At 69.2% G+C, this 23,510-nt stretch carries 27 protein-coding genes; 20 read left to right on the top strand and 7 right to left on the bottom strand.

Annotation, left to right across the window (positions count from 1 at the left end; genetic code table 11):
- The first annotated feature begins 94 nt into the window (after positions 1-94).
- The 4 genes from D1604_RS05315 to D1604_RS05330 are packed head-to-tail and all read left to right on the top strand — an operon-like array spanning position 95 to position 3,028.
- A complete protein-coding gene (locus tag D1604_RS05315) occupies positions 95-1,027 on the top strand; it encodes a peptidylprolyl isomerase (RefSeq protein WP_119412522.1) in 933 nt (310 codons plus the stop codon).
- Positions 1,024-2,412 (top strand): bifunctional glutamate N-acetyltransferase/amino-acid acetyltransferase ArgJ, encoded by a 1,389-nt coding sequence (gene argJ, locus D1604_RS05320; RefSeq protein ID WP_119412523.1) that lies wholly within the window; start codon positions 1,024-1,026, stop codon positions 2,410-2,412. The genes D1604_RS05315 and argJ overlap by 4 nt, the downstream gene beginning before the upstream one ends.
- Positions 2,409-2,825 carry a (deoxy)nucleoside triphosphate pyrophosphohydrolase gene (locus D1604_RS05325; RefSeq protein WP_003168254.1) on the top strand — a complete coding sequence of 139 codons (417 nt, stop codon included), beginning with the start codon at positions 2,409-2,411 and terminating at the stop codon, positions 2,823-2,825. Before argJ ends, D1604_RS05325 begins: the two co-directional genes overlap by 4 nt.
- A gap of 26 nt (positions 2,826-2,851) precedes the next feature.
- Entirely contained in the window at positions 2,852-3,028 is a 177-nt protein-coding gene (locus D1604_RS05330) for a Flp family type IVb pilin (protein WP_024355184.1), read from the top strand.
- 3 nt (positions 3,029-3,031) lie between these two features.
- Here D1604_RS05330 and D1604_RS05335 read toward each other — a convergent pair whose 3' ends face one another.
- Complete coding sequence (locus D1604_RS05335) at positions 3,032-3,928, bottom strand: methyltransferase domain-containing protein (protein WP_119412524.1); 897 nt, start codon at positions 3,926-3,928, stop codon at positions 3,032-3,034.
- Between D1604_RS05335 and D1604_RS05340 the strand changes: the two genes are divergently transcribed.
- Genes D1604_RS05340 through D1604_RS05370 form a run of 7 tightly spaced genes read left to right on the top strand, consistent with a single transcriptional unit; the run spans position 3,927 to position 8,130 of the window.
- Positions 3,927-4,733 (top strand): ComF family protein, encoded by an 807-nt coding sequence (locus D1604_RS05340; RefSeq protein WP_119412525.1) that lies wholly within the window; start codon positions 3,927-3,929, stop codon positions 4,731-4,733. The genes D1604_RS05335 and D1604_RS05340 overlap by 2 nt on opposite strands.
- A gap of 36 nt (positions 4,734-4,769) precedes the next feature.
- Positions 4,770-5,027, top strand: coding sequence for a glutaredoxin 3 (gene grxC / locus D1604_RS05345; protein ID WP_024355181.1), 258 nt, complete (start codon positions 4,770-4,772; stop codon positions 5,025-5,027).
- Entirely contained in the window at positions 5,028-5,867 is an 840-nt protein-coding gene (locus D1604_RS05350) for a carbon-nitrogen hydrolase family protein (RefSeq protein ID WP_119412526.1), read from the top strand.
- Complete coding sequence (locus tag D1604_RS05355; RefSeq protein WP_119412527.1) at positions 5,864-6,313, top strand: DUF1178 family protein; 450 nt, start codon at positions 5,864-5,866, stop codon at positions 6,311-6,313. Before D1604_RS05350 ends, D1604_RS05355 begins: the two co-directional genes overlap by 4 nt.
- A 6-nt stretch (positions 6,314-6,319) precedes the next feature.
- Positions 6,320-7,129, top strand: a complete 810-nt coding sequence (locus D1604_RS05360; RefSeq protein ID WP_119412528.1) for an AraC family transcriptional regulator — start codon at positions 6,320-6,322, stop codon at positions 7,127-7,129.
- A 42-nt stretch (positions 7,130-7,171) separates the two neighbouring features.
- The gene (locus tag D1604_RS05365) at positions 7,172-7,642 is read left to right on the top strand and encodes a DUF6265 family protein (RefSeq protein ID WP_119412529.1); all 471 of its coding nucleotides are present in this window, start codon (positions 7,172-7,174) and stop codon (positions 7,640-7,642) included.
- Positions 7,597-8,130 carry a GNAT family N-acetyltransferase gene (locus D1604_RS05370; RefSeq protein ID WP_119412530.1) on the top strand — a complete coding sequence of 178 codons (534 nt, stop codon included), beginning with the start codon at positions 7,597-7,599 and terminating at the stop codon, positions 8,128-8,130. The genes D1604_RS05365 and D1604_RS05370 overlap by 46 nt, the downstream gene beginning before the upstream one ends.
- On the opposite strand, the gene D1604_RS05375 is transcribed toward D1604_RS05370, so the two are convergent.
- Together D1604_RS05375 and ubiG are read right to left on the bottom strand one after the other, a co-directional pair.
- On the bottom strand, positions 8,117-8,662 hold the full coding sequence (locus D1604_RS05375) for an AAA family ATPase (RefSeq protein WP_119412531.1): 546 nt from the start codon (positions 8,660-8,662) through the stop codon (positions 8,117-8,119). The genes D1604_RS05370 and D1604_RS05375 overlap by 14 nt on opposite strands.
- Positions 8,659-9,489 (bottom strand): bifunctional 2-polyprenyl-6-hydroxyphenol methylase/3-demethylubiquinol 3-O-methyltransferase UbiG, encoded by an 831-nt coding sequence (gene ubiG / locus D1604_RS05380; protein ID WP_233551908.1) that lies wholly within the window; start codon positions 9,487-9,489, stop codon positions 8,659-8,661. The genes D1604_RS05375 and ubiG overlap by 4 nt, the downstream gene beginning before the upstream one ends.
- A 45-nt stretch (positions 9,490-9,534) precedes the next feature.
- Here ubiG and D1604_RS05385 point away from each other — a divergent pair, with 45 nt between their 5' ends.
- From D1604_RS05385 to D1604_RS05410, 6 genes are all read left to right on the top strand, one after another.
- Positions 9,535-10,824, top strand: coding sequence for an aspartate kinase (locus tag D1604_RS05385; protein WP_119412532.1), 1,290 nt, complete (start codon positions 9,535-9,537; stop codon positions 10,822-10,824).
- Between the two features lie 63 nt (positions 10,825-10,887).
- Positions 10,888-13,167, top strand: coding sequence for a phosphoenolpyruvate--protein phosphotransferase (gene ptsP, locus D1604_RS05390; protein WP_119412533.1), 2,280 nt, complete (start codon positions 10,888-10,890; stop codon positions 13,165-13,167).
- A 98-nt stretch (positions 13,168-13,265) separates the two neighbouring features.
- On the top strand, positions 13,266-14,396 hold the full coding sequence (locus tag D1604_RS05395) for a helix-turn-helix domain-containing protein (protein ID WP_119412534.1): 1,131 nt from the start codon (positions 13,266-13,268) through the stop codon (positions 14,394-14,396).
- An 80-nt stretch (positions 14,397-14,476) separates the two neighbouring features.
- Positions 14,477-15,613 carry a flavodoxin-dependent (E)-4-hydroxy-3-methylbut-2-enyl-diphosphate synthase gene (gene ispG, locus D1604_RS05400; RefSeq protein ID WP_119412754.1) on the top strand — a complete coding sequence of 379 codons (1,137 nt, stop codon included), beginning with the start codon at positions 14,477-14,479 and terminating at the stop codon, positions 15,611-15,613.
- Positions 15,614-15,636: 23 nt separating this feature from the next.
- Entirely contained in the window at positions 15,637-15,933 is a 297-nt protein-coding gene (locus D1604_RS05405) for a putative hemolysin (RefSeq protein WP_119412755.1), read from the top strand.
- A gap of 16 nt (positions 15,934-15,949) precedes the next feature.
- Positions 15,950-16,546 carry a glutathione S-transferase N-terminal domain-containing protein gene (locus D1604_RS05410; RefSeq protein ID WP_119412535.1) on the top strand — a complete coding sequence of 199 codons (597 nt, stop codon included), beginning with the start codon at positions 15,950-15,952 and terminating at the stop codon, positions 16,544-16,546.
- 3 nt (positions 16,547-16,549) lie between these two features.
- Here D1604_RS05410 and D1604_RS05415 read toward each other — a convergent pair whose 3' ends face one another.
- From D1604_RS05415 to D1604_RS05425, 3 genes are all read right to left on the bottom strand, one after another.
- On the bottom strand, positions 16,550-17,227 hold the full coding sequence (locus D1604_RS05415) for a hypothetical protein (RefSeq protein ID WP_119412536.1): 678 nt from the start codon (positions 17,225-17,227) through the stop codon (positions 16,550-16,552).
- An 80-nt stretch (positions 17,228-17,307) separates the two neighbouring features.
- Positions 17,308-18,078, bottom strand: a complete 771-nt coding sequence (locus D1604_RS05420; RefSeq protein WP_024355168.1) for a sulfite exporter TauE/SafE family protein — start codon at positions 18,076-18,078, stop codon at positions 17,308-17,310.
- 88 nt (positions 18,079-18,166) lie between these two features.
- Positions 18,167-18,784 carry a response regulator gene (locus D1604_RS05425; RefSeq protein WP_119412537.1) on the bottom strand — a complete coding sequence of 206 codons (618 nt, stop codon included), beginning with the start codon at positions 18,782-18,784 and terminating at the stop codon, positions 18,167-18,169.
- A gap of 199 nt (positions 18,785-18,983) precedes the next feature.
- Between D1604_RS05425 and prfA the strand changes: the two genes are divergently transcribed.
- Positions 18,984-20,051: a peptide chain release factor 1 gene (gene prfA, locus D1604_RS05430; RefSeq protein WP_119412538.1), complete on the top strand. Its 1,068-nt coding sequence runs from the start codon at positions 18,984-18,986 to the stop codon at positions 20,049-20,051.
- Between the two features lie 10 nt (positions 20,052-20,061).
- Here the strand turns inward: prfA and D1604_RS05435 are convergent, their stop codons facing one another.
- Complete coding sequence (locus tag D1604_RS05435) at positions 20,062-21,330, bottom strand: YihY/virulence factor BrkB family protein (protein ID WP_233551910.1); 1,269 nt, start codon at positions 21,328-21,330, stop codon at positions 20,062-20,064.
- Between the two features lie 78 nt (positions 21,331-21,408).
- Here D1604_RS05435 and prmC point away from each other — a divergent pair, with 78 nt between their 5' ends.
- Together prmC and D1604_RS05445 are read left to right on the top strand one after the other, a co-directional pair.
- On the top strand, positions 21,409-22,317 hold the full coding sequence (gene prmC / locus D1604_RS05440; protein ID WP_119412540.1) for a peptide chain release factor N(5)-glutamine methyltransferase: 909 nt from the start codon (positions 21,409-21,411) through the stop codon (positions 22,315-22,317).
- Positions 22,318-22,588: 271 nt separating this feature from the next.
- Positions 22,589-23,479, top strand: coding sequence for a DUF4167 domain-containing protein (locus D1604_RS05445; protein WP_119412541.1), 891 nt, complete (start codon positions 22,589-22,591; stop codon positions 23,477-23,479).
- Positions 23,480-23,510 lie beyond the last annotated feature (31 nt).

The following is a 23,510-nucleotide window of genomic DNA, read 5'->3' on the forward strand; positions in this document are numbered from 1 at the left end:
CCCTGTCAACGCGAGGGCCTTTTTAAGGCGGCGCCGCGCAGGCGCGAACGGTCGCCCCGGCGACCTGTCCCCAGACCCTTGCCCGGAGCGTCCGATGCGAGCGCGGCGTCCCCTCACAAGCCTGTTTCTGGTCGTCGCCGTCGGGCTGGCGATGGGCGTGGCCGCCTGTGGGCGGGGCGGCGACGAGGCTGCGCCGGAAAAGAACGACCGGGTGGTGGCCAAGGTCAACGACCGCGCCGTCTGGGCCTCGGACGTGCGGCGCGAGGCGGTGGCGCAAGGGCTGATCGGCGAGGACGATCCTCTCGATGTCTCCTCCGAACTGTTCCGCCGGGTGATGGACGAGGTGGTGGATCAGAAGCTTCTGGCCGCCGAGGCCGAGCGTCGCGGACTGGATTCCAGCCCGGCCGCCCAGCGTCGCCTGCAGGCCGTGCGCGAACGCATTCTGGGCGACATGCTGGTGGAAAAGGTGGTCTCCGGCGCTGTTTCGGAACAGGCGGTCGAACGCCTCTACGCCGAGCAGCAGCGTCTGGCGCGCGCCACCGAAGAAGTCCGCGTGCGGCTGATCCTGGCGCCGACCAAGGAGCAGGCCGACGCCGTGCTGGGCGTGCTGGGGCAGGGGGCGGCGTTCGAGGCCGTAGCCGCTCAACGCTCCATCGACGACGCCACACGCTATTCCGGCGGCGATCTGGGCTATTCGACGCTGGACGTTCTGCCGGGGGTCTATGCGACGGCCCTGCAGGGTAAGACGCCGGGTCAGGTCGTCGGCCCGATCCAGACCGAGACGGGCTGGGCCGTGCTCAAGGTCGAGGACCGACGCGTCGAGACGCCGCCGACGCTGGAGCAGGCCCGGCCGCAGATTGTCCGATATCTGACCTATGAAGGCGTGCGCCAGTTGCTGGAGCAACTTCGCGGCAAGGCCGAGGTCGAAATCAGCCTGAATGACACGAAGGCGCCGCCGCCCGCCGTCGCCGTCGCTGCGCCCGTCGATAAAGTCACCGTTCCTCCCCCCGCCGGAAACGCCCCATGAGCCAGCCGCCGTCCAAGTCCGCCTCGACCGGCAAGAAGATCGAAACCGCCATCGAAAAGGCGCTGGACCCGTTGGCCTCGGCCCTGAAGCGTGCGGCCCAGTCGGCCGGGTCGACGCCGGCCAAGGCCTCGGCGCCGGGCAAGCCGGGCCTGATGATCTCGCCGCTGGCCGTGCCCTTTCCGGCCATTGCGTCGATCGGCGGGGTCGAGATCGCGACCGCGCGCGCGGGCTTTTACAAGCATGAGCGCGACGATCTGGTGGTCTTTCACTTTCCCGAAGGCGCGTCGTGTGCAGGCGTCTTCACCCGGCACAAGGTCGGCTCTGCCCCGGTCGACTGGTGCAAGCGCCAGCTGGACGCCGACAAGGGCGGCGAAGAGTTTCGGGCGCTGATCGTCAACGCCGGCTGCGCCAACGCCTTCACCGGCAAGGCGGGCGCCGATGCGGCGCGTCGCACGGCGTCGGAGTTCGCCAAACGCTTCGGTTGCCGCCAGCGGGACGTCATGCTGGCCTCGACCGGCGTCATCGGCGTGGTGCTGGATGACAAGAAGATCACCGCCCGCCTGCCTGAGGTTCAGGCCGGTCTTAAAGCCGACAACTGGGCCAGGGCCGGTCTGGGCATCATGACCACGGACACCTTCCCCAAGGGCTCTTACGCAGAATGTGAGATCGAGGGCGTCAAGGTCCGCATCGCCGGGATCGCCAAGGGCTCGGGCATGATCGCGCCGGACATGGCGACCATGCTGGCCTTCATCGTCACCGACGCCGATATCGCCCCGCCGGTGCTGAAGGCGCTGTTGAACCTGCACGTCCGCACCACCTTCAACAGCGTGACGGTAGACGGCGACACCTCCACCAATGACACGGCCCTGCTGTTCGCCACGGGCGCGTCCGGCGCGCCGCGCATCGGCCGCGTCGGCGACCGCCGCCTGAAGGAATTCTCGGCCGCGCTGGACGCAGTCATGCTCGATCTGGCTCACCAGCTGGTCAAGGACGGCGAGGGCGCGACCAAGTTCGTCAAGGTGACGGTCGAGGGCGCCGCTTCGCCCGCCTCGGCGCGCAAACTGGCCAAGTCGATCGCCGACAGCCCGCTGGTCAAGACCGCCATCGCGGGCGAGGACGCCAACTGGGGCCGCATCGTCATGGCTGTGGGCAAGACGGAGGAGGCGGTCGACCGCGACCGTCTGGCCATCCGCTTCGGTCCCCACGTCGCCGCCGTCGACGGCGCCCCGTCGCCTGACTACGACGAGGCGGTCATGAGCGCCTATATGAAGAACGACGAGATCGACATCACCGTCCATGTCGGCTCGGGCCGCGCCTCGGCCACCGTCTGGACCTGCGACCTGACCAAGCGCTACATCGAGATCAACGGAGACTACCGCTCGTGAGCGAGACGCCTGCCGTTCCCACCGTCCTCGTCGTCGCCGTCGCCCTGATTGATCCAGACGGCCGGGTGCTGATCGCCAAACGCCCCGAGGGCAAGCAGTTGGCGGGTCTGTGGGAATTCCCCGGCGGCAAGGTCGAGCCGGGCGAACGGCCCGAGACGGCCCTGATCCGCGAGCTGAAGGAAGAACTGGGCATCGACGTGAAGGAGGCCTGCCTGGCCCCCTTCGTGTTTACCAGTCACGCTTACGAATCGTTTCACCTGTTGATGCCACTGTATCTGTGCCGGCGCTGGTCCGGCGTGGTCGAGGCGCGCGAGCATGCGGGCCTGGCCTGGGTGAAGCCGGACAAGCTGTCGGCCTATCCCATGCCTCCGGCCGATGAACCGCTGATCGCCTGGTTGCGCGATCTGCTCTGACGGGCCGACGACAGGGGAGGCCGGGCGTGAAGGGTTTCATCCACCGGCTGCTCCGCGACGAAGGCGGCGCCACCGCTGTCGAATACGGCCTGATCTGCGGCCTGATCGGCATGGTGGTTCTGGCCGCGCTCGGCGCCTTCTCCGGGCGGATGGAAGTGATTTACGGCAAGGTCAGCCAGTTCGTGCTCGCCGCCGGAAGCTGACGGTCAGCCTTCCTCGCCGGTCTGCTCCCTGACGCCCAACGCATCGGCCAGACGCGTCTTTGCCGAGCCGCGCCTGGCGGGCTTCTGTTGGCTCTCGTGCGGCGCCCACCCGGCCAGGTGAACCATTTCGAAGGTGGCGGGGATGCGTCCGTCCGCCTCGGCGTGGCGCTCGGTGTAGAGCTGGGCCGCGCGAGCCAGCACGGCGCGGCTCAGCGGTCGAATGGGCCCGGCCAGCACATTGGTCTCGCCCATCGCCCGCAGGTCGCGCATCAGGGCGAAGGGGTCGCCATAGCGCACGGTCACCCGGTCCACGTCCGTCACCGGCAGGGCGAACCCGGCCCGTTGCAGCAGGGCCGCCCCGTCGAAGCCGTCGGCGAAGGGCGAGACGCGCGCCTGGGCGCCGCCGTTGACCTCCAGCTCCGCCTCGGTCAGCACGCCGCGCAACTCCTTCAGCGTCGCCGCCCCGAACAGGCTGGCGACGAACAGACCGTCCGGCTTCAGCGCCCGGCGGATCTGGCTCAGCGCGCCGGGCAGATCGTTGGCCCAGTGCAGGCCCAGCAGGTTGACGATCAGATCGGCCGATCCGTCTTCCAGCCCCAGCGGCCCCGCGCCGGGCGCGGCGCGTTCGGCCGTCGAGCCGACAGCGCGGACCTCAGCCACCCGTTCGCGCGCCGGGCTGTCGGCCAGGGCGCGGGCGAAGACGCCGGGGTGGGGCGACAGGTCGACGGGCGTCTGAAACTCGCGCAGGATCACTTCGAGGCTGTTCACCGCATTGTCGGCGGCGCGCAGATGCAGGAAGTCGGCGTCGGGGAAGTGTCGCTCGGCGCGGCTCAGACGCGCGGCGCGGCGGGCGGCGTCGAAGATGATCGGGGGACCGGAGGAGGGAGAGGGGGCGCTCATGTCGGTTCAGGATGGGGGCTGGCGAGGTCGATTGAAAGGCGTCGGGAGGCCTTTAGCATCCGGCGCGCGCCATGCGGGCCGGGGCCTGCTCGATATTCTGCTGCCGCCGCTCGCTCACGACAGCCGCGAGGCGGCGGCTTCTGCGGGCCTGACGCCCGACGCCTGGAGCCGGGTGGCCTTTCTGGAGGCGCCGGTATGCGACGGCTGCGGCGCCGCGTTTGAATGCGACGGCGGCGACTTCGCGGCGGACCGGTGCGCGGCCTGCGCGACCAGTCCCTACGCCTTTGACCGGGCGCGGGCGGCCTGCGTCTATGACGAGGCGTCGCGCGGGATCATCCTGAAGTTCAAGCACGGCGACCAGCAGCAGTTCGCCCCCCTGTTCGCCCGCTGGATCAGCCGCGCGGCGGCGCCCCTGATCGAGACGGCGGACGCCGTGGTCCCCGTGCCCCTGCACCGCGCCCGCCTGTTGTCGCGCCGCTTCAATCAGGCCGCCGAGATCGCCCGGCCGCTGGCCCGCGCGGCGCGGCTCGACTATCTGCCTGACGCCCTGATCCGCCCCCTGCCGACCGCCAGCCAGGGCGGCAAGTCCGCGCGCGGACGGCAGCTGAACGTCAAGGCGGCCTTCGCCGTGACCGAGGCCGGGCGGCGACGCATCAAGGGGCGGCGCCTGCTTCTGATCGACGACGTGCTGACCACGGGCGCCACGGCCGAGGCCTGCGCGCGGGTCTTGCTGGAGGCGGGAGCGCGCGCCGTGGACCTGGCCGTCATCGCGAGGGTGAAAAACGCGCGCGAACCGCTTAAGTGAAGGGAAGTCTTCCCCTCAGCCTTCAGGAGCTCCCCCTTGGCCGAAGTCGTTCTCTACACAAAACCCGGCTGCCCCTACTGCATCCGCGCCATGGCCCTGCTGGACCGCAAGGGCGCGGCCTATACCAACATCGTCGCCTCCAACGACCCGGAGAAGAAGGCCGAGATGGTCGAGCGCTCGGGCGGCGCCGCCACCTTCCCGCAGATCTTCATCGACGGAAAACACGTCGGCGGCTCGGACGACATCCACGCCCTGGACCGCAAGGGCGAGCTGGACGCCCTGCTGGCGGCTTAAATGACCGACACGCTCGACATGGCGCTGATCCAGACGCGGACGCCGGCGACGGCGGCCGCGGGGCTGGCGCATGTCGAGCCCCTGATCCGTCAGGCGGCGGCCGGGGGCGCGCAACTGATCCTGACGCCCGAGGGGACCAATTTCCTCGAACAGCGCCGGGCCTTGCGCGACGACGCCCTGTCGGACGAGGGCGCCGATCCCGCCGTCCTGGGGCTTCAGGCTCTGGCCGCAGAACTCGGCGTCTGGCTGCTGGTCGGCTCGGCCATCGTCCGTTCGGGCGTGGCGGACGATCCGCGCGCCGCCAACCGGTCACTGCTGATCGACCCCGGCGGGGCGATCACGGCGCGCTATGACAAGCTGCACGTCTTCGACGTCGACCTGCCGGGCGGCGAGACCTATCGCGAAAGCGCCTCGATCAGGCCGGGCGAGGCGGCGGTGGTCGCCGATACCCCTTGGGGCGGTCTGGGCCTGACCATCTGCTACGATCTGCGGTTCCCGCACCTGCACCGCGCCCTGGCCAAGGCGGGCGCGAGCCTGATCGCCGTTCCCGCGGCCTTCACCCGCCCGACCGGCGAGGCGCACTGGGAGACCTTGCTGCGCGCGCGCGCCATCGAGACGGGCGCGTTCGTGCTGGCGCCAGCCCAGGGCGGCACGCATGAGGACGGCCGTCAGACCTGGGGCCGCTCTGTGGTCATCGGGCCGTGGGGCGAGGTCATCGCCCGCCTCGACCATGATGAACCGGGCGTCCTGCACGCCCGGCTGGACCTTCAGGCCGTGGAGAAGGCGCGCGCCAGCGTGCCCGCCCTGCGCCATGACCGCGACTTCGACCTGCCCCTATGATCCGTTACGCCCTCTCCTGCGACCAAGACCACGGCTTCGAGGCCTGGTTCGGCTCGTCGTCCGACTATGACGATCAGGCGGCGCGCGGCCTGGTCGAATGCCCCTTTTGCGGCTCGACGGCCGTGAGAAAGCAGATCATGGCCCCGGCCGTCTCCGGCACGAAGAAGAGCGCGCCTGCGCCCGACGCCCTAAAACCTGAAGCTCTGAAGCAGGTCCAGTCGATGATGATGCAGGCCGCCCGCGAGGTGCGCGCCCATGTCGAGCAGAACTTCGACTACGTCGGCGACGCCTTCGCCCGCGAGGCCCGCGACATCCACGAAGGCCGCTCTGAAAAGCGCGAAATCTACGGCGAGGCCACCCCCGCCGAGGTGAAGAAGCTGAAGGACGACGGCGTGCCCTGCGCCCCCCTGCCCAGCCTGCCGCCCGACCCCAAGAAGGCGAACTGACCGCAGATGGGAGAGGGGGAGCGTTACAAGGAATTCGCCCCGCCCGACGCCTTGAGGCCTTTCGTGCGTCTGCTGTGGACCTACGCCGCGCCGCGCCCCAGCGGCGGGGTGCAGCGTATCGCGCCGGACGGCTGTCCCGAGCTGGTGGTCGATCTGGCCGCCCCCTATGAGGAACAGGACGCCGACGGCGTTTTCCGCCTTCAGCCGTCGGTGATCTTCGCCGGTCAGATGACCCGGCCCATGGCCATTCGTCCGGTGGGGCCGGTCGAGATCGTCGCCGCCAAGTTCGAGCCGGACGGCGCGCGGGAGTTTCTCGGCCGCCCCCTGATCGAGGCGACCGACCAACGGCTGGACCTCGTGGCCCGGCTGGACGGTTTCACGGCGCCGCCGGGCGATCCGGCGGGGCAGGCCGCCGCCCTGGGCGCCTGGCTGGAGAATCAGCGCGGAGCGAGCGATTGGCGCATTGACCCTGCCGTTCGCGCCCAGGTCGCCGCCGCCGAGAGCGATCTTGAGGGGCCGCCTTTGAGTCCCGCCGAGCGCCGCGCCCTGCAACGCCGGTTCCGCGATCGCGTCGGCGTGGCGCCGCGCACCCTGCGCTCCGTCTTCCGTTTCCGCCGCATCTTCGATCATGCGATGGGCCAGGAGGCCGACGCGGCCTCCTGGCTGGAGGCGGGTCTGGCCGCAGGCTATTTCGACCAGCCGCAGATGGCGCGCGACTTCCGTCGCTTCCTGGGCTGCACCGCCACCGCCTGGGCGCGCGAACAGGCAGAGTTGGCGCGACGGCTGGCGTCGCATTCCTACAAGCCTGCGCCGTGAGGGCGGCGTAACCTTCCTCCGTCCTTGTGGAGGGAAGAACCCATGTCCGTTTCCAGCCTGCTGGCCGCCGCCCTGTTGCAGACCGCCGCGCCTGCGCCCGACCTGTCGTGGCTGGCGGGCTATTGGCTGGACTGCTCCGGCGGGCGCGAGGCGTCCGAGACCTGGAGCGACCCGCGCGCGGGGCTGATCGTCGGCCACTCGGTGACTGTGCGCAATGGCCGCAGCGGCTTCGAGAGCGCGCGTATCGCCCCCATGAAGGACGGCGGTCTGGCCTATTTCGCCCAGCCCGATGGCGCGCCCGCAACAGCCTTCCGCCTGATCGACAGCGGCCCGCAGCGGGCGGTTTTCGCCAATCCGGACAACGACTTTCCGCACCGCATCATCTATGAACGCCCCGACGGCCCTTTGGGGGAGATATTGACCGCCCGGATCGAAGGGGCGGACGACGACGAGAACCGGAGCGTGCAATGGCGATTCAACAGGGCGGAGCTGAACGCCCGCTGTCCCCTCTGACCTGGCGGGCCATGACGCCGGACGACCTCGACGGCGTGGTCGCGGTAGCCCAGCTGTCCTTCCCCGACCATCCGGAAGACCGCGCCTGCTTCGCCAACCGTCTGCAGTTGTACCCCGAGGGCTGCTTCGTGCTCGCAGCCGATGACGGATCGATCATGGGCTATCTGGTGGCCTATCCGTGGGTGCTGAACGCCGCCCCGGCGCTGAACGTGCTGATCGACGCCATCCCCGCCGAGGCCGAGGTGGTTTATCTGCACGATCTGGCCCTGCACCCCGACACGCGCGGCGGCGGCCACACCCGGCCCGTGGTCGAACGTCTGGCCGAACAGGCTAGGGCGGCGGGCTGGCCGTCGGTGGCGCTGGTCGCGGTCAACGACGCATCAAGCTTCTGGGCGCGCAACGGCTTCGAGATCCAGAACCCGCCGGGCATGGCCGAGAAGCTGGCCAGCTACGGCGACGACGCCCGCTATATGGTCAGGCCGCTGTAAGCGACTTCAGCACGAAGGCCAGGCGCTCGGCGACGGGCGCCCTGGGCAGCTCAATCAGTTGATAGCCGAAGCGCGGATAGGTCTCGGCCATGGCGTCGAAGGTGCGGCGGGCCTCGTCCAGATCCTGTCTGCGCTCGGCGTCCTGGCCGAAGATCTCGGGCCAGACTGGAGCGATGAAGACGCGCCGGTCATAGCGGATGTCCTGCGCGGCCCGCTCCACATGGGCCGGCGCCGGCAGGCCGCACAGGGTCAGATAGCCCACCACGTCCGGCACGCCGCGATCGAAGAATACGGGCCCGTCTGCGCCCCCTACGCGGGCGTGGGCCTCAAGCTCCCGGTCCAGCATCAGTTCGGCTAACAGGGCCTGATCCTTCCACGGCAGGGCCTCGCCGTCGATGGCCTGCTGGCGGCGGATGATAGCGCGCCCGGCCTCTGGCGAAGTCGCATGGCCCGACGCCGACAGGGCCTCTAGCAGCGTCGTCTTGCCCGAGCCGGGACCGCCGGTCAGGACGATGCGGCGCGGGCCGATCATGCGTCGCGGGTCGCCATCATCATGTAGTTGATGCCCACGTCGTCGCCCTCGCTCCAGCGGTCGTTCAGAGGATCATAGGCCAGACCATAGGGACCGGTGACGGTCAGGGGCTCGCCGTCCAGCATGGCGCGCAGTTCCTCGGGCTTGAGGAACTGGCGCCAGTCGTGGGTGCCCGCCGGGACCCAGCGCAGCACATATTCCGCCGCGACCTTGCCCAGCAGTAGCCCCTTCAGCGTGCGGTTCAGGGTGGCGACGATCATGATGCCGCCCGGCTTGATGAGTTTCGAGCAGGCGCGGATGAAGGCCTCTGGATCGGCGACGTGCTCGATCACCTCCATCGTCAGCACCACGTCGAACGGGCCTGCGCCCGCTTCGACCATTTGTTCAACCGTGGCGGCGCGATAGGCGATGTCCAAGCCGACCTGTTCGGCGTGGGCGCGGGCGGTGCCGATGTTCTCGGACGAGGCGTCGATGGCCGTGACGTCAAAGCCCAGGCGCCGCATCGGCTCGGCGATCAGGCCGCCGCCGCAGCCGATGTCGATCAGGCTGAGGCCGTCGAACGGCGCGCGCGCCTTTACGTCGCGATCAAAGTGCTCCGCTGCCCGGTCGCGCACGAATTTCAGTCGCGCGGGATTGAAGCGATGCAGGGGGGCGAAGGGGCCTTTGGGGTCCCACCACTCCGCCGCCTGGGCCGAAAAGCGCGCAACATCGGCAGGATCAATGCTCGGCCCTTCGGCACGATCGGTAGCAAAGGGTGAAAAACCCTCTTCGCTTTGGGGTTTGCGCGGATCGAGGCTGTCGTTAGAAGCGGGCATGGGCTCAGGCATGGACCGCCTTCGCCCGCCATGCAAGCAGGGGGATCAGGCGCAGGGATGACGCGGGCCGACACGAACCGGTTGGTGATGAAGTTCGGCGGCACGTCCATGGCCGACCTGGAACGCATTCGTCGCGCGGCGCGCATCGTCGCCGCCGAGGCCTCCAGAGGCAAGGGCGTGGCCGTGGTCGTTTCGGCCATGGCGGGCAAGACCAATGAGCTGGTCGCCTGGACAGACGGCGTGGGCGCGGCGGCGCCGGGCCTGTACGGCGACGGCGCCCTGTCTGACGACGAATATGACGTGGTCGTGGCCTCGGGCGAGCAGGTGACCTCGGGCCTTCTGGCCCTGACCCTGCGCAACATGGGCTTCAAGGCGCGCAGCTGGATGGGATGGCAGATTCCGATCCTGACCGACGACGCCCACGGCCGCGCGCGTATCGAGGACGTGCCGGGCGAGGTGCTGGGCGCCGCCGTCGACGCGGGCGAGATCGCCATCGTGCCCGGCTTCCAGGGCGTGACCCGCGACGGACGCATCACCACCCTGGGTCGAGGCGGCTCGGACACGTCGGCCGTAGCGGTGGCGGCGGCGCTCGGCGCGCCGTGCGACATCTACACCGACGTGGACGGCGTCTATACGACCGACCCGCGCATCCAGAGCCGCGCACGGCGTCTGGAGAAGGTGTCCTACGAAGAAATGCTGGAGATGGCGTCTTTGGGCGCCAAGGTGCTGCAGACCCGCTCGGTCGAGCTGGCCATGCACAAGCGCGTGCCGGTGCGCGTCCTGTCCAGCTTCATTGAACCGGATGAAAACGGAAACCTGCCGCAACACGCCGGCACCCTGATTTGCGACGAGGATGAGATCGTGGAAAAGCGCATCGTTTCCGGCGTGACCATGAGCCGGGACGAAGCCCGGATCACGCTGTTGGGCCTGTCGGACCGGACGGACGCCCCGGCCGACGTCTTCACCCGCCTGGCCGAGGCCGAGGTCAATGTCGACATGATCGTGCAGAGCCAGGCCCGCACCGAAGGCGCGGTCAACCTGACCTTCACGACCGGTCGTCGCGACGCGCGCCGCGCCGCCGACCTGATGATGGCGGCCAAGGCCGATATCGGCTTTGAGGAGCTGCGCGTCGATGACGACGTGGCTAAGGTCTCGGTTATCGGCGTCGGCATGCGAAGCCACGCAGGCGTGGCGCAGACCATGTTCCGCGCCCTGGCCGACAAGGGCGTGAAGTTCCAGGCTATCTCGACCTCGGAAATCAAGATCAGCGTTCTGATCGATTCGGACTATGCAGAGCTGGCGGTCCGGGCGCTGCACGCCGCCTACGGACTGGACGCGGAAGACTAGGATAACGGAAGGGCCGTCCTATCTGGGAACTGAAAGCCAGAGGGCGGCAAGGCGGGAGAGACTATGGTCAAGGGCGCAGCAGTGACGGCGAGGGGGCCACGGCTCCTGTTGCGCCAGATCCGCGAGGCCCTGGCCGGGCCGGGGGGCGGCGCGCCCGCCCAGAACCGGCTGAACATGGTGGTGCGGATCATCGCCCGCTCTATGGTGGCCGAGGTCTGCTCTATCTATCTGCGGCGCGCCTCGGGCGAGCTGGAACTGTTCGCCACCGAGGGGCTGAACCCCGAGGCCGTCCACAATACCCGTCTGCGTCCCGGCGAGGGTCTGGTCGGCGAGGTGGCCCGCACGGCCGAACCGCTGAGCCTGTCGGACGCCCAGTCGCACCCCAGCTTCTCCTATCGGCCGGAGACGGGCGAAGACCCCTATCACGCCTTCCTCGGCGCGCCCCTGCTGCGCGGCGGCCGGGCCATCGGCGTCCTGGTCGTCCAGAACCGCGTCGCCCGTCGCTATGACGAGGAAGAGATCGAGGACATCCAGACCATCGCCATGGTCCTGGCCGAGACGGTGGCCTCGGGCGAGCTGCTGGCGCTGGAGGAGCTGCGCGACGTCGAGGTGGCGCCCCATCGGCCCGAACGGCTGCGAGGACAGAAGTTCGCTGAAGGCCTGTCGTTCGGTCGGGCCGTGCTGCATGAGGCGCCGATCGCGCCCGAACAGCTTCTGGCCGACGATCCGGTCGCCGAGGAAGTCCGGCTCAAGGCGGCGCTGGACGGTTTGCGCACTAGCATCGACGCCCTGCTGGAAGGCAGTCAGGGCAAGCTGGGCGGCACCCCCTATGAGGTGCTGGAGACCTATCGGATGTTCGCCGACGACCGGGGCTGGAACCGGTCGCTGGAAGAGGCGGTGCGTTCTGGCCTGACCGCGGAGGCCGCCGTCGACCGCGTCCGCAACGAGCACCGCGCCCGCTTCGCCAACGCCCGCGATCCCTATATCCGCGAGCGGCTGCACGACTTCGAGGACCTGGCCAACCGCCTGCTGCGGCTGATGGCGGGCGACCATCCGGGCCAGCGCGACCTGCCCGACGACGCCATTCTGGTGGCCAGGAATTTGGGGCCGGCGGACCTGCTGGAATACCCGCGCGACAAGCTGCGCGGTCTGCTGCTGGAAGAAGGCTCGGCCGCCGCTCACGCGGCCATCGTCGCCCGCGCCCTGCAAATTCCCTGCGTCGGCCGCCTGCAGGGCCTGCGCGACCGCCTGACCGAGGGCGATCAGGTCATCGTCGACGGCGAGACGGGCGAGGCTTACCTGCGCCCCCGTCCGGACATGCTGGCGGCGGTCGAGAGCCGGATGGCCGTGCGCGCCCAGCAACGCGCCGAGTTCGATCAGCTGCGCGACACCCCCGCGGTGACCAAGGACGGCAAGCGCATCATGCTGCTGACCAACGCCGGTCTGGCGGTGGATCTGGAGAATCTGGACGCGACGGGCGCCGAGGGCATCGGACTGTTCCGCACTGAGTTCCAGTTCATGGTCTCGGACGAACTGCCGCGCCTGGACTCGCAGACGGCGCTCTACAAGCTGGTGCTGGATGCAGCGGGCGACCGGCCGGTCACCTTCCGCACCCTCGACATCGGCGGCGACAAGGTGCTGCCCTATCTGGACAATGAGCGCGAGGAGAACCCGGCGCTGGGGCGGCGCGCCATCCGTCTGGGGCTGGATCGTCCGGCCCTGCTGCGGATGCAGCTGCGCGCCCTGCTGACCGCCGCCGCCGGGCGCGAACTGCGCGTCATGTTCCCGATGATCGCCACGGTGGACGAGTTCAGGGCCGCGCGCGAACTGGTCGACATCGAATGCGACTGGGCGCGGCGTCGCGGCCGCCCGCTGCCGTCCCTGCTGCGCGTCGGGGCCATGATCGAATGCCCCAGCCTGCTGTGGCACCTGGACGCCCTACTGCCGCTGACCGACTTCGTCTCGATCGGCACCAATGACCTGATGCAGTATATGTTCGCCGCCGATCGGACGAACCCGCGGGTGTCCGAACGCTATGACGCCCTGTCGCCGCCCTTCCTGCGCGCCCTGGCCGAGATTCAGCAGAAGTGCGCCGACAGCGCCACGCCGGTCTCCGTCTGCGGCGAGCTGGCGGGCCGCCCGCTGGAGGCCTTCGCCCTGATCACCCTGGGCTACAGCCGCCTGTCCGCCCCGGCGGGCGGGGTGGGGCCGGTCAAGCGCATGATCCTGTCGGCGGATCTCAACGCGGCGCGACGGGGGATGAACATCCTGCTCGGCTCCTCAGCCGGATCAGTGCGCGGCGAGATCGAGGCGCTGGCGCGCAAGCTGAACGTGGAAGTCTAGGAAAGCTGCGCCGCTTTCCCGCGTTGCCCGCGCTCCTCGCCTCGTCTAAGCGGGGATGACGGGCGCACGGCCGCCTGGCGTGACGGAACCCCGACCCTATGGACCAGGATCGGCAAGCCGCGTTCGACTTCGACGCCGACGCGACGCTGGATCAGACCCCGGAGCCGACGCCCCCGCCGGCGCCGGAAGATCCCTCGGATGATTCCCTGGGCGCCTCCCTGCGCGCCGCGCGCCTGGCGTCGGGCCTGTCGATGGCCCAGCTGTCGACCATGACGCGGGTGCATCCGCGTTTCCTGACGGCGCTGGAGCAGGCCGAGTACGCCGCCCTGCCGTCGCGCATCTTCTCGATGGGCTATGTGCGCGCCTACGCCGGCGCCCTGGGACTGGACGAGCTGAACGCGGTCGAGCGGTTCAAGCAGGAATATCCCGATGCGGCCGTGCCTCTGCAGCCGCCGACGGGCGCCGCCCTGCAGCAGATGCGTCAGAACTCGCCCAAGATCCTGGGCGTCATCGGCGCCTTTCTGGCGGTGGTGATCGGCTGGAACGTGTTTCAGCGCCTGAACCGCATCGAGGCGCCGCACCCGTCGGATCTGGTCGCCGTGCCCAAGGACTGGGCCGAGCAGGCCGACCGCCAGCGCGACCGCGCCCTCTACCTCGGCGCGCCCCGAGCCGCTCCGCCGGATCAGACCACGCCGGCCATGTACATCACGCCGGGGCTGGAGGCCCAGTTGACCGGGATCGACCCGGATGACCCCAACGCCGCCACGCCGCCCGCCCCGCCGGTGCAGGCCGCCTTCAACCCGCGCGGCGCCATCTACGGCGCCTCGGCCACGGTGTCGCAGGTCACGCTTCAGGCCCGCAAGCCCGCCATCCTGGTCATCCGTCAGGGCGACGGCCGCATCCTGTTCGCGCGCCAGTTGGCGGCGGGCGAGGCCTGGCGGGCGCCGCCCGGCCTGTCGGCGACCATCGACACGCCCGATCCGGAGGCGTTCGACATCTATCTGAACGGCGAGCATGGCGGCGTCCTGCCCGCGCCCCAGTCGCCGCTGGGCACACTGAACAATCGCGCCCAGGCGGCCGAGCGTGAATCCGAGGCGCGCGCCGCCGCCGCCGTCGAGGCGCGCGCCCGCGCCGCCCAGGCCGCTGCGGCCGCCGCTGCTGCGACGGCGCCGGGACCGCAGCCGTATCAGCCCGCAGCCGCGCCGAGCGCCCAGCCGCCCGCCGCCTGATCTGAACCTTTGGCCGCGACGACGATCTTTCGTCCTCTGTCGTGGTTTTGCCGTCCTTCCTGTCCTATGTGTACGGCGTCATGAGCGACCACAGTTCCGAACTCGGCCACGTCCGCCCCTGGCGCCACATCGAGCGCCGCAAGAGCCGCCAGATCATGGTCGGCTCCGTTCCCGTCGGCGGGGGCGCGCCGATCAGCGTCCAGTCGATGACCAATACGCCGACCGCCGACGCGGCGGCGACGCTGGAACAGATCCGCCAGCTGGAAGAGGCCGGGGCCGACATCGTCCGCGTCTCCTGCCCGGATGAAGAGTCGACGGCGGCTTTCAGCACCATTGCGCGCGAGGCCCGCGTGCCGCTGGTGGCGGATATCCATTTCCATTACCGCCGAGGGATCGAGGCGGCCGAGGCGGGCGCCGCCTGCCTGCGCATCAACCCCGGCAACATCGGCTCGATCGAGCGGGTCAAGGAGGTCGTTCAGGCCGCCCGCGACCACGGCTGCTCCATGCGCATCGGCGTCAACGCCGGATCGCTGGAGAAGGACCTGCTGGAAAAATACGGCGAGCCCTGTCCGGATGCGATGGTGGAAAGCGCCCTGAACCACGCCCGCATCCTGCAGGACCTCGACTTCCACGAGTTCAAGATATCGGTGAAGGCGTCCGACCCCTTCCTGACGGTCGCCGCCTATCAGCAGCTGGCCGACGCCATCGACTGCCCCCTGCACCTGGGCGTGACCGAGGCGGGCCCGTTGCGCACCGGCACGATCAAATCCGCCATCGGCATGGGGAACATGCTTTGGTCGGGCATCGGCGACACCATCCGCGTGTCGCTGGCCGCCGATCCGGTCGAGGAGATCAAGGTCGGTTTCGACATCCTGAAGTCGCTGGGCCTGCGCCATCGGGGCGTGAACATCATCGCCTGCCCGTCCTGCGCGCGTCAGGGCTTCAACGTCATCGAGACGGTGGGGATCCTGGAAGAACGACTGGCGCACATCTCGACGGCCATGTCGCTGTCGATCATCGGCTGCGTCGTCAACGGGCCGGGCGAGGCTCTCTATACCGACGTCGGTTTCACCGGCGGCGGCAAGGGGGCGGGCATGGTCTATCTGAACGGCAAGATCGCCCACAAACAGGCCAACGACGGCATGATCGACGAGATCGTCGCCCAGGTCGAAGCCAAGGCGGCCGAATTGGACGCGGCTCGCAAGGCGGCGGAATAGGGCGCACGGGAGGGGAGAGGATGATGCTGAAAACGACAGTTCTGAAGAGCGTGATCGGGGCGGCGATCCTGCTGACGACGGCGGCCTGTGATCCGGTGAACACAGCCGGTCCTTCGAAACCCCAGGCCATAGGCATGGCCAATCCCGCCTCCGTCCATTGCCGCAGCGAAGGCGGGAGGCTGGATATCCGCCGCAACGCCGAGGGCGGCGAATACGGAGTCTGCGTCTTTGACGACGGGCGCCAGTGCGAGGAATGGGCCCTGTTCCGCGACAAGCGCTGCGTGGCGCCTCCATCGCCGATGGCGGACCGAAATTCCTGATCTCAACGGCTGAAGCATGAAGCTCTACATCACCACTCCCTCGCCCTTCGCGCGCAAGGTGCGCATCGTCGCCCGTGAGAAGGGTCTGGCTGACCGCATCGAGGAGATCGTCGTCGATCCCTATGGCAATGCGCCGGAGCTGCTGTCGACCAATCCGGTGGTTCAGGTCCCGACCCTGATCGCCGAGGACGGCCTGCCGCTGAACGACAGCCCGGTGATCGCCGAATATCTGGACATGATGGGCTCCGGATTGCGCCTGCTGCCCGCCGAGGGCGCGGAGCGTCTGCGCGTGAAACGGCTGGAGACGCTGGGCAACGCGGCGCTGGAGATGGGCGTCAAACTGGTGCTGGAGAAGCGCCGGCCGGAACAGGAGCGCTCGGCGTCCTGGATCGAGCGCTGGACCGTCAACATGGGCCGCGCCCTGGACGCGCTGGAGGCCGCCGCGCCGGACGCCGGGGCGCTGGACATGGGCGTGCTAACGGCGGGCGTCGCCGTCACCTGGATCGGCTTCCGCCATCCGGACTATGACTGGAAGACCGGGCGCCCGAACCTGGTCGCCCTGCAGGCGGCGCTGGAGACGCGGCCCAGCTTCATCGACACCTATCCGGTCTGAGGTTCAGTCGTCCGCGTCGAACGAGGCGAGAAGACGGTAGCGCAGACGAGTGTTGTCGGCTTCCAGAACCTCCAGCCGCGCGCCGCGAAAGCCGATCACCGCGCTGTCGCCCAGGTCGTAGTCTATGGTCTGGGTCTGGTCCGCGCCTTCTCCGGTCGTCTCGCGATAAAGGAAGCGCACCTTGCCTTCGGTGCGGCCGTGGTAGATCAGCTCGCGTCGCCGCGCGCCCTCGTCGGTCTCCTCAATACGGATGTCGCGTACCTGAGGCGTCGCGTTCCAGGTCAGGACGCACTGGCCCGGCGTGATGAAGCCGCGCACCGGGCCTGAGCCGTCCTTGGCGCGGCACAGCCCGCCGGAGGCGTAGGGCGCCGTTCCGAACAGCGGATCGCGGGCCGTCATTCGGTCTGAGAAATAATAGATGTGGCGCGCGTCGCTCTGGCGGCCAGCCAGCCGACCGGGCGCGACGGTGAAGCGCTTTCGCAGCACCCCATCGCCCCAGCTCAGCTCATTGGCCAGCGCCAGACCCGGCAGGCTGCGACGCCGTCCTGTCGCGACCGCCGCCTCGCCCAGTTCGATGTCGACGACGGCGCCGAGGGCGGGCCGGTCGATCTGTTCGATGTGCGGAGGGATCGTCTGGGTCGAGGCACAGCCGCACACTAGCGTTCCCGCGAAGATGATCATCAATCCAGCACGCATTCGTCGCCCCCGACCTGTCGAGGGGGCAGTCGGCCAGCCGCGCGACCCGCTGTCAATGATCGGCGTTAGGTCAGCAGGTGGTAGCCCTGGAAGGCCGCCAGCAGGATCAGCAACCCGCCGACGGCATAGGTCAGCACCTTGCGCGGCACCTTCTTGACGATCAGGCCGGCGAAGGGCGCGGCGATCAGCCCGCCGACGACCAGCCCGCCCACGGCGGCGGCGTGATTGCGCAGGGCGCCCGCCTCTTCCCAATGGCCGGTAACCAGGGCCCAGACGAAGGTGGCCGAGATGGCGACGGTCAGGAAGAACTCGGCCGTGTTGACCGTGCCGATGGCCTTGCGCGGCTCGTGCCCGGCGCCGACCAGGGTCGAGGAGACGGTCGGCCCCCAGCCTCCGCCGCCGATCGCGTCCAGAAAGCCGCCGACCAGTCCCAGCGGCCCGGTGATCCAGGCCGGCAGGCGGCGGTGGGGAATATCGTGCCCGGCCCGCCACAGAATCCACACCCCGATCAGGGCCAGATAGGCGACGATGAAGGGCTTGATCACGGCCGCTTCCAGCCCGGTCAGCACATAGGCGCCCAACACGCCGCCGATCACCCCGGCGACGGCCAGCGGCGCCATCAGCCGCCATTCGACGTTCTTGTGCCAGGCGTGGCTGCCAGCCGAGGCGGCGGTGGTGAAGACTTCGGCGGCGTGAACGCTGGCCGATGCCGTGGCCGGGGGCACCCCCAGCGCCAGAAGTACGGATGACGAGATGACGCCATAGGCCATGCCGAGCGCCCCATCGACCGCCTGGGCCAGGACGCCGACCAGCAGAAACAGGAAGAAGGTTTCCATTCAGCGCCTCAGCCGGGGATTACGGACCATCAGGCGCAGGTCGCGGCCGGTCTGGCAATGGCCTGCGCGAAGGCGCCCCTTTCGGGCGTCAGGCGCCTTCCAGCCGGGCGATGGCGTCCAGCACGTCGCGCCCGCTGTAGGGTTTGATCACCATGGCGGCGGCCAGCTCGGCGTTCCGGGCCGCCGCGGTGACGTCGCCCGACAGGAAGATGACCGGCATGCCCCAGCGCGATTTCAGCTTGCGCGCCAGGTCGACTCCCGTCGCCTCGCCCGACAGATTGATGTCCAGCAGGGCCAGGTCGATGGCGTGCAGGGCGGTCGCCGCCTCAGCCGCTTCGGCGCTGTGGAAAGGGCCGACCACGCGATGTCCGGCGGCGTCCAGCGCCTCGGTCAGGTCGGCGGCGGCGTCGGCATCGTCCTCAACCAACAGGATGGTGCGGGGCTCGACCGGCGCGGAGGACGCCGTTGTTTCCGGCGGCGCCTGCCGCACCAGGACTGCGCGGACATAGGGCCACAGTTCGGCGGCGGGCCGCTCGGCGTCCAGATCGAAGATCTTGGCCAGGGCCTTCAATTCCTGTTCGGCGGCGGGGCTTATGGAAGGGCCGTCGGGCGTCAGCAGCCCGTCGTAGAGCGCGCACAGGCGCGCGACATCGGCGCCCGGCGTAATGCCCGTCGAAAGCCCTTCGGGAGGCTTCTGATGTGTCATGCCCTGTCTCCAATTTTCGTTTCAGCCCGATAAATCCAAGGTGGAGCTAGGGTGTTTGCAGGTGCGAAGAAACCGGGCTGACGGGCTTGTGACGGCTGTTCACAATCGCTCCATAAGCGCGTGTAGAGGCGTTTTTATCGACAGGGCGCGGCGTCGCGGGTAAGGCTCCGCCCTCGCTTTTCTCTGCAAGGACACGCCGTTGCGACTGCCCCAGGCCCGGCTCGATCAGGTTCTCGACCGCTTCCATCAGGTGGAGGCCCGCATGGGCGCCGCCACGGACGGCGCCGAGATCGTGCGCCTGTCGAAAGAGCACGCCGAGCTCAAGCCCGTGGCCGATGCGGTTCAGGCCCTGGCCCGCGCCCGCGCCGAGGTCGAGGACCTGAAGGCCATGGCCGCCGACCCGGAAATAGCCGCCCTGGCCGCCGATGAACTGGACGCCCTGATCGAGCGCCTGCCAGAGCTGGAGCGCGAGGTCGCCCTGCTGCTGGCGCCGCGCGACGCCGATGAAAACGCCTCGGCCGTCCTGGAAGTTCGCGCCGGCACCGGCGGGGACGAGGCGGCCCTGTTCGCGGGCGACCTGTTCCGCATGTATTCGCGCTACGCCTCCACGCGGGGCTGGCGGGTCGAGATCGACAGCGCGACCGAGGGCGACGCGGGCGGCTTCAAGGAAATCATCGCCACCGTCAGCGGCGAGGGCGTCTTCGGCCGCCTGAAGTTCGAAAGCGGGGTCCACCGCGTCCAGCGCGTGCCGACGACTGAGGCGGGCGGTCGCATTCACACTTCGGCGGCGACCGTCGCTGTCCTGCCAGAGGTCGAGGACGTCGAGATCGAGATTCTCGACAAGGACATCCGCATCGACACCTTCCGCGCATCCGGCTCGGGCGGCCAGCACGTCAATAAGACCGACTCGGCGGTGCGCATCACCCACCTGCCCACCGGCATCGTCGCCACCTCGTCGGAAAAGTCGCAGCACGTGAACCGCGACAAGGCGATGAAGAACCTGCGCATCCGCCTGTACGACATGCAACGTCAGGCCAAGGACGCCGCCCGTTCCGACGCGCGCAAGTCCCAGGTCGGCTCGGGCGACCGGTCCGAGCGCATCCGCACCTACAACTTCCCGCAAGGACGCGTGACCGATCACCGCATCGGCCTGACCCTGCACAGCCTGCCGCAGATTCTGGAAGGCGACCTCGCCCCTTTGCTGGACGCCCTGATCGCCGAGGATCAGGCCGCTCGCCTGGCCGATCTGGAAGCCGAGTTCGCTTAAGGCTCCGACTTCAGCGCCGTTTCTTGCGGGCGCCTCGCTTCAGCACCCGGTCGCCCAGGCTCTCGGCGTATTTCAGCGTATAGGTCAGGGCGGCGGGGTTGCCGCGCCGGGCGCCGACGGAATCGGCCATCACCGCTCCTCGCTCGCCGATGGGCAGCGACGCGCCGATGGTGGTGTCCTGAGCCGTCTGATGTTCGATCTCGGCGTTCAGACGCGCGCCCATCAGGATCACCTGCACAGAGAACCAGGTCCACAGCAGAAAACCCATGGCCGCCGCCAGCGGGCCGTAGGAATCGGTGCGCACGAAGTTCGTCAGGAACCAGCTGAACAGGAAGGAGACCAGCAGGCTCATGATCGCCGCGAACAGGGCGCCCGGCGTCAGCCAGCGCCAGCGCGCCCGCGCCCGGCTCGGCCCCAGCCGATAGATCAGGGCCAGCGCCCCCACATAGCCGAAGAACAGCAGGGGCCAGCGCAGCGGCGCCAGATAGGCCCATTCGTCCTGAAGCCCGAAGACCGCCAGCACCACCGGCACGCCGACCACCAGGGCCGAGCTCAGCAGCACGGCCGCCATCGCCGAGACGGTGAAGCCCATGCACATCAGGTTGTAGACCACGATGTTGCGCCGCTCGACCTCATGATAGGCGAGGTTCAATCCGTAGAAGAGCGTCTTGACGCCCCCGTTGGCCGCCCACAGCGTCAGCAGCAGGGTCCAGACCAGGGTGAAGGTCAACTGGCCGGTCGAATTGCCCGCCAGCCGCGTCATCTCAGCGCCCAGGAACTGGGCCACATTGGCGGGCAGCACCTCATAGAGGAAGCTGAGCTGCCTCCAGGCGTCGGCCGGATCGGCGAACAGGCCATAGATGGTGACGAAGGCGCCTAGCGTCGGGAACAGGGCCAGCAGCATGAAGAAGGTCACGCCCCCGGCGACGAAGCCGACGCGGTCGCCGAAATAGCCCATGACCGTGCGCCACAGAATATCGACCCAGCCCTTGTGTGGAATCTGCGACGGCCGCTGGGCCAGACGCCCGCGTCCCGGCTCCTTGGCGTCATAGTCCTCGGGCGTTGGATCGGGCGGGGGCAGGGCTTCCGGGCGCGGCGGCCGCAGCTCAAGGCCGAAGCGATAGCCCTGCGTATAGAGCAGGTGGGCCGCGGTCGCCCCGGTCGCCAGTCCGCCGGCCGCAGCGGCCAGGTAGCGCAACAGTCCGCCAGCGCCCTTCGCCGAGTGGCGGGACGGGCGCCGTCCGGAACGGCGGCGGTTCGATTTGAGCAGGTCGTTCATCCCCATTCGCCCCTCAACGGCTACGCTGCCATGCCGTTCCGTCTTGAAATCACGCGCCGCAGACCCCAATCACCGGAAATGTCCGATCAGAACACCCAACCGACCCTGCTGACCGCCTGGAAGGGCGCGCAGGCCCGCCTCAAGGCCGCCGGCGTCGACAGCCCCTCCATCGACGCCCGCCTGCTGCTGGAAGCGGCCACCGGGGCGGGGCGCGTCGACATCCTGAACGATCCCTATCGCGTCCTCAGCGAAGAGCAAACCCACGCGCTGGACGCCATGGTCGACCGCCGCCTGCGCCGCGAGCCGGTGTCTCGCATCCTGGGACGCAAGGGGTTCTGGAAGATCATGCTGAACGTCACCCCCGACGTGCTCAGCCCACGCCCGGACACCGAGACGGTGGTGGACGTCATCGTCCGCGCCTTCCCGCCCTATGCGGCGTTTGAAATGGCCGACCTGGGCACGGGGTCGGGCGCCATCCTGCTGGCGGCGCTGGCCGAGCGGCGCGGCGCGCGCGGCGTCGGCACCGACATCTCGACCGAAGCCATCGCCGTGGCGCGTGAGAACGCGGCCAATCTGGACCTGAACAACCGCTGCACCTTCATGCGCACGGACTGGGCGGCGGGCTTCGCCGACGCCAGCTTCGATCTGGTGGTGTCCAACCCGCCCTATATCCCGACCGGCGACATCGCCGCCCTGGACCCTGAAGTGCGCGAGCACGACCCGCATCTGGCGCTGGACGGCGGTCCGGACGGGCTGCAGCCCTATCGCGACCTGGCGCCCGAGATCGCCCGCATCCTGCGCCCGGAAGGGGTCTTCGCCGTCGAGATCGGCTGGGATCAGGGCGAGGCGGTCAAGGCCCTGTTCGAGGCGGCGGGCTTCGCTGACGTCAAGGTCGTCAAGGACCTGGCGGACCGCGACCGCGTGGTGACCAACGGCCCCGACCCGCGCGTCGGCCCCATCCCCGAGGTCGAAGGCCCGGTTCAGTAGGGCGCGGCAATAAAAACCCTTGGAAAGCGGCGCGCCGCGCGCTAAGTCCGTGTTGTTCCCATCCAAACGCATCCTTTTCGGGCAGGTTTGCTCGCTTAAGCGCGTCTGGGTCCAGTGACGGTCGCGCCCCTCAGACGGACGCGGCGGACCACGGGGGACGCACGGTTTTCCGAACAGCTCGCACCGGGGATAGGCCCCGAACGAACGGAACGACGAACAGGGTCCCGCCCGTCTTCTTCGACGGCGGCCCGCACCAGCACGGTAAGCTCCGATGAGAGATTTCAAGGGCATGAAGCGTCAGCGCGGACGCAACAGGAAGCCCGGCGGCGGCAATAACGCCAACGCCACCAATCCGAACCGTTCATGGGATTCGCAAGGTCCCGAGAACATCAAGGTCCGGGGCAACGCCCAGACCGTCTACGAACGCTATATGCAGCTGGCGCGCGACGCCGCAGCCGCTGGCGACCGCGTTCTGGCCGAGAACTACACCCAGCACGCCGAACACTATTTCCGCGTCCTGCGCGCGCTTCAGCCGCAGCGCCCGGTCAGCGAGATCGCCCAGCGCGAACTGGCTGGCCAGGGGTTCGACATCGATTTCGAGGACGAATCGGGCGCTCAGGCCGCCGCGATCATCGCTGCTCAGCAAGCCGAGGAGCGCCGTGTAGAAGACGAGGCGCGCCGCCAGGCGGAGCGAGCCGAGCGCGAGGCCAACCGCGACCGTGACCGCGAAGGATCAGACAACGGGGCTGACGGCGAAAGCCGCGAGGGCGGCCGCCGCGAAACGCGCCGGGAGCGCTGGGAGCGCCGGCGTGAGGAGCGTAACCGTCGCTTCGAGAACAACGAGGGCGAAGGCGACGCCGCAGCCTCTGGCGAAGATTCGGCCCAGGGCGACGACCAGCCGATAGAGAGCGCCGAGGCGCCTGCCGTGGTTGAAGAAGCGCCGGTCGAGCGCGCCCCCCGCGCGCCTCGCGCTCCGCGACGTGCGCGTGCGGCCGAGGACGATGCGGCTCAACCGACCGATGACGCCGCCGCCCTGCCGGGCTTTCTGACGCGGCCGATCACGGCCGAAGAAGCGGCCTCCGCCGAGGATGAACCGGCCCCCGCGCCCAAGCGTCGCACCCGCCGCAAGGCCGATGCAGTCGCCCCGGACGAAGAAGGCTGAGGCCCGCCTAGCTCGTTAGAGTTGCGCCTAC

It is taken from the genome of Brevundimonas sp. LPMIX5 (assembly GCF_003576505.1).
GTDB classification, from domain to species: domain Bacteria; phylum Pseudomonadota; class Alphaproteobacteria; order Caulobacterales; family Caulobacteraceae; genus Brevundimonas; species Brevundimonas naejangsanensis.

Bases quoted from the DNA above. Each gene is read 5' to 3' on its own strand.
- D1604_RS05415 (WP_119412536.1), bottom strand. From the start codon at position 17,227: ATGATCATCTTCGCGGGAACGCTAGTGTGCGGCTGTGCCTCGACCCAG.
- D1604_RS05360 (WP_119412528.1), top strand. From the start codon at position 6,320: ATGGGAGAGGGGGAGCGTTACAAGGAATTCGCCCCGCCCGACGCCTTG.
- D1604_RS05350 (WP_119412526.1), top strand. From the start codon at position 5,028: ATGACCGACACGCTCGACATGGCGCTGATCCAGACGCGGACGCCGGCG.
- D1604_RS05370 (WP_119412530.1), top strand. From the start codon at position 7,597: ATGGCGATTCAACAGGGCGGAGCTGAACGCCCGCTGTCCCCTCTGACC.
- D1604_RS05340 (WP_119412525.1), top strand. From the start codon at position 3,927: ATGTCGGTTCAGGATGGGGGCTGGCGAGGTCGATTGAAAGGCGTCGGG.
- ispG (WP_119412754.1), top strand. From the start codon at position 14,477: ATGAGCGACCACAGTTCCGAACTCGGCCACGTCCGCCCCTGGCGCCAC.
- ptsP (WP_119412533.1), top strand. From the start codon at position 10,888: ATGGTCAAGGGCGCAGCAGTGACGGCGAGGGGGCCACGGCTCCTGTTG.
- D1604_RS05410 (WP_119412535.1), top strand. From the start codon at position 15,950: ATGAAGCTCTACATCACCACTCCCTCGCCCTTCGCGCGCAAGGTGCGC.
- D1604_RS05425 (WP_119412537.1), bottom strand. From the start codon at position 18,784: ATGACACATCAGAAGCCTCCCGAAGGGCTTTCGACGGGCATTACGCCG.
- prmC (WP_119412540.1), top strand. From the start codon at position 21,409: ATGTCCGATCAGAACACCCAACCGACCCTGCTGACCGCCTGGAAGGGC.
- ubiG (WP_233551908.1), bottom strand. From the start codon at position 9,489: ATGCCTGAGCCCATGCCCGCTTCTAACGACAGCCTCGATCCGCGCAAA.
- D1604_RS05420 (WP_024355168.1), bottom strand. From the start codon at position 18,078: ATGGAAACCTTCTTCCTGTTTCTGCTGGTCGGCGTCCTGGCCCAGGCG.
- D1604_RS05435 (WP_233551910.1), bottom strand. From the start codon at position 21,330: ATGAACGACCTGCTCAAATCGAACCGCCGCCGTTCCGGACGGCGCCCG.
- D1604_RS05375 (WP_119412531.1), bottom strand. From the start codon at position 8,662: ATGATCGGCCCGCGCCGCATCGTCCTGACCGGCGGTCCCGGCTCGGGC.
- argJ (WP_119412523.1), top strand. From the start codon at position 1,024: ATGAGCCAGCCGCCGTCCAAGTCCGCCTCGACCGGCAAGAAGATCGAA.
- D1604_RS05395 (WP_119412534.1), top strand. From the start codon at position 13,266: ATGGACCAGGATCGGCAAGCCGCGTTCGACTTCGACGCCGACGCGACG.
- D1604_RS05335 (WP_119412524.1), bottom strand. From the start codon at position 3,928: ATGAGCGCCCCCTCTCCCTCCTCCGGTCCCCCGATCATCTTCGACGCC.
- D1604_RS05315 (WP_119412522.1), top strand. From the start codon at position 95: ATGCGAGCGCGGCGTCCCCTCACAAGCCTGTTTCTGGTCGTCGCCGTC.
- D1604_RS05365 (WP_119412529.1), top strand. From the start codon at position 7,172: ATGTCCGTTTCCAGCCTGCTGGCCGCCGCCCTGTTGCAGACCGCCGCG.
- D1604_RS05445 (WP_119412541.1), top strand. From the start codon at position 22,589: ATGAGAGATTTCAAGGGCATGAAGCGTCAGCGCGGACGCAACAGGAAG.
- D1604_RS05405 (WP_119412755.1), top strand. From the start codon at position 15,637: ATGCTGAAAACGACAGTTCTGAAGAGCGTGATCGGGGCGGCGATCCTG.
- D1604_RS05385 (WP_119412532.1), top strand. From the start codon at position 9,535: ATGACGCGGGCCGACACGAACCGGTTGGTGATGAAGTTCGGCGGCACG.
- D1604_RS05355 (WP_119412527.1), top strand. From the start codon at position 5,864: ATGATCCGTTACGCCCTCTCCTGCGACCAAGACCACGGCTTCGAGGCC.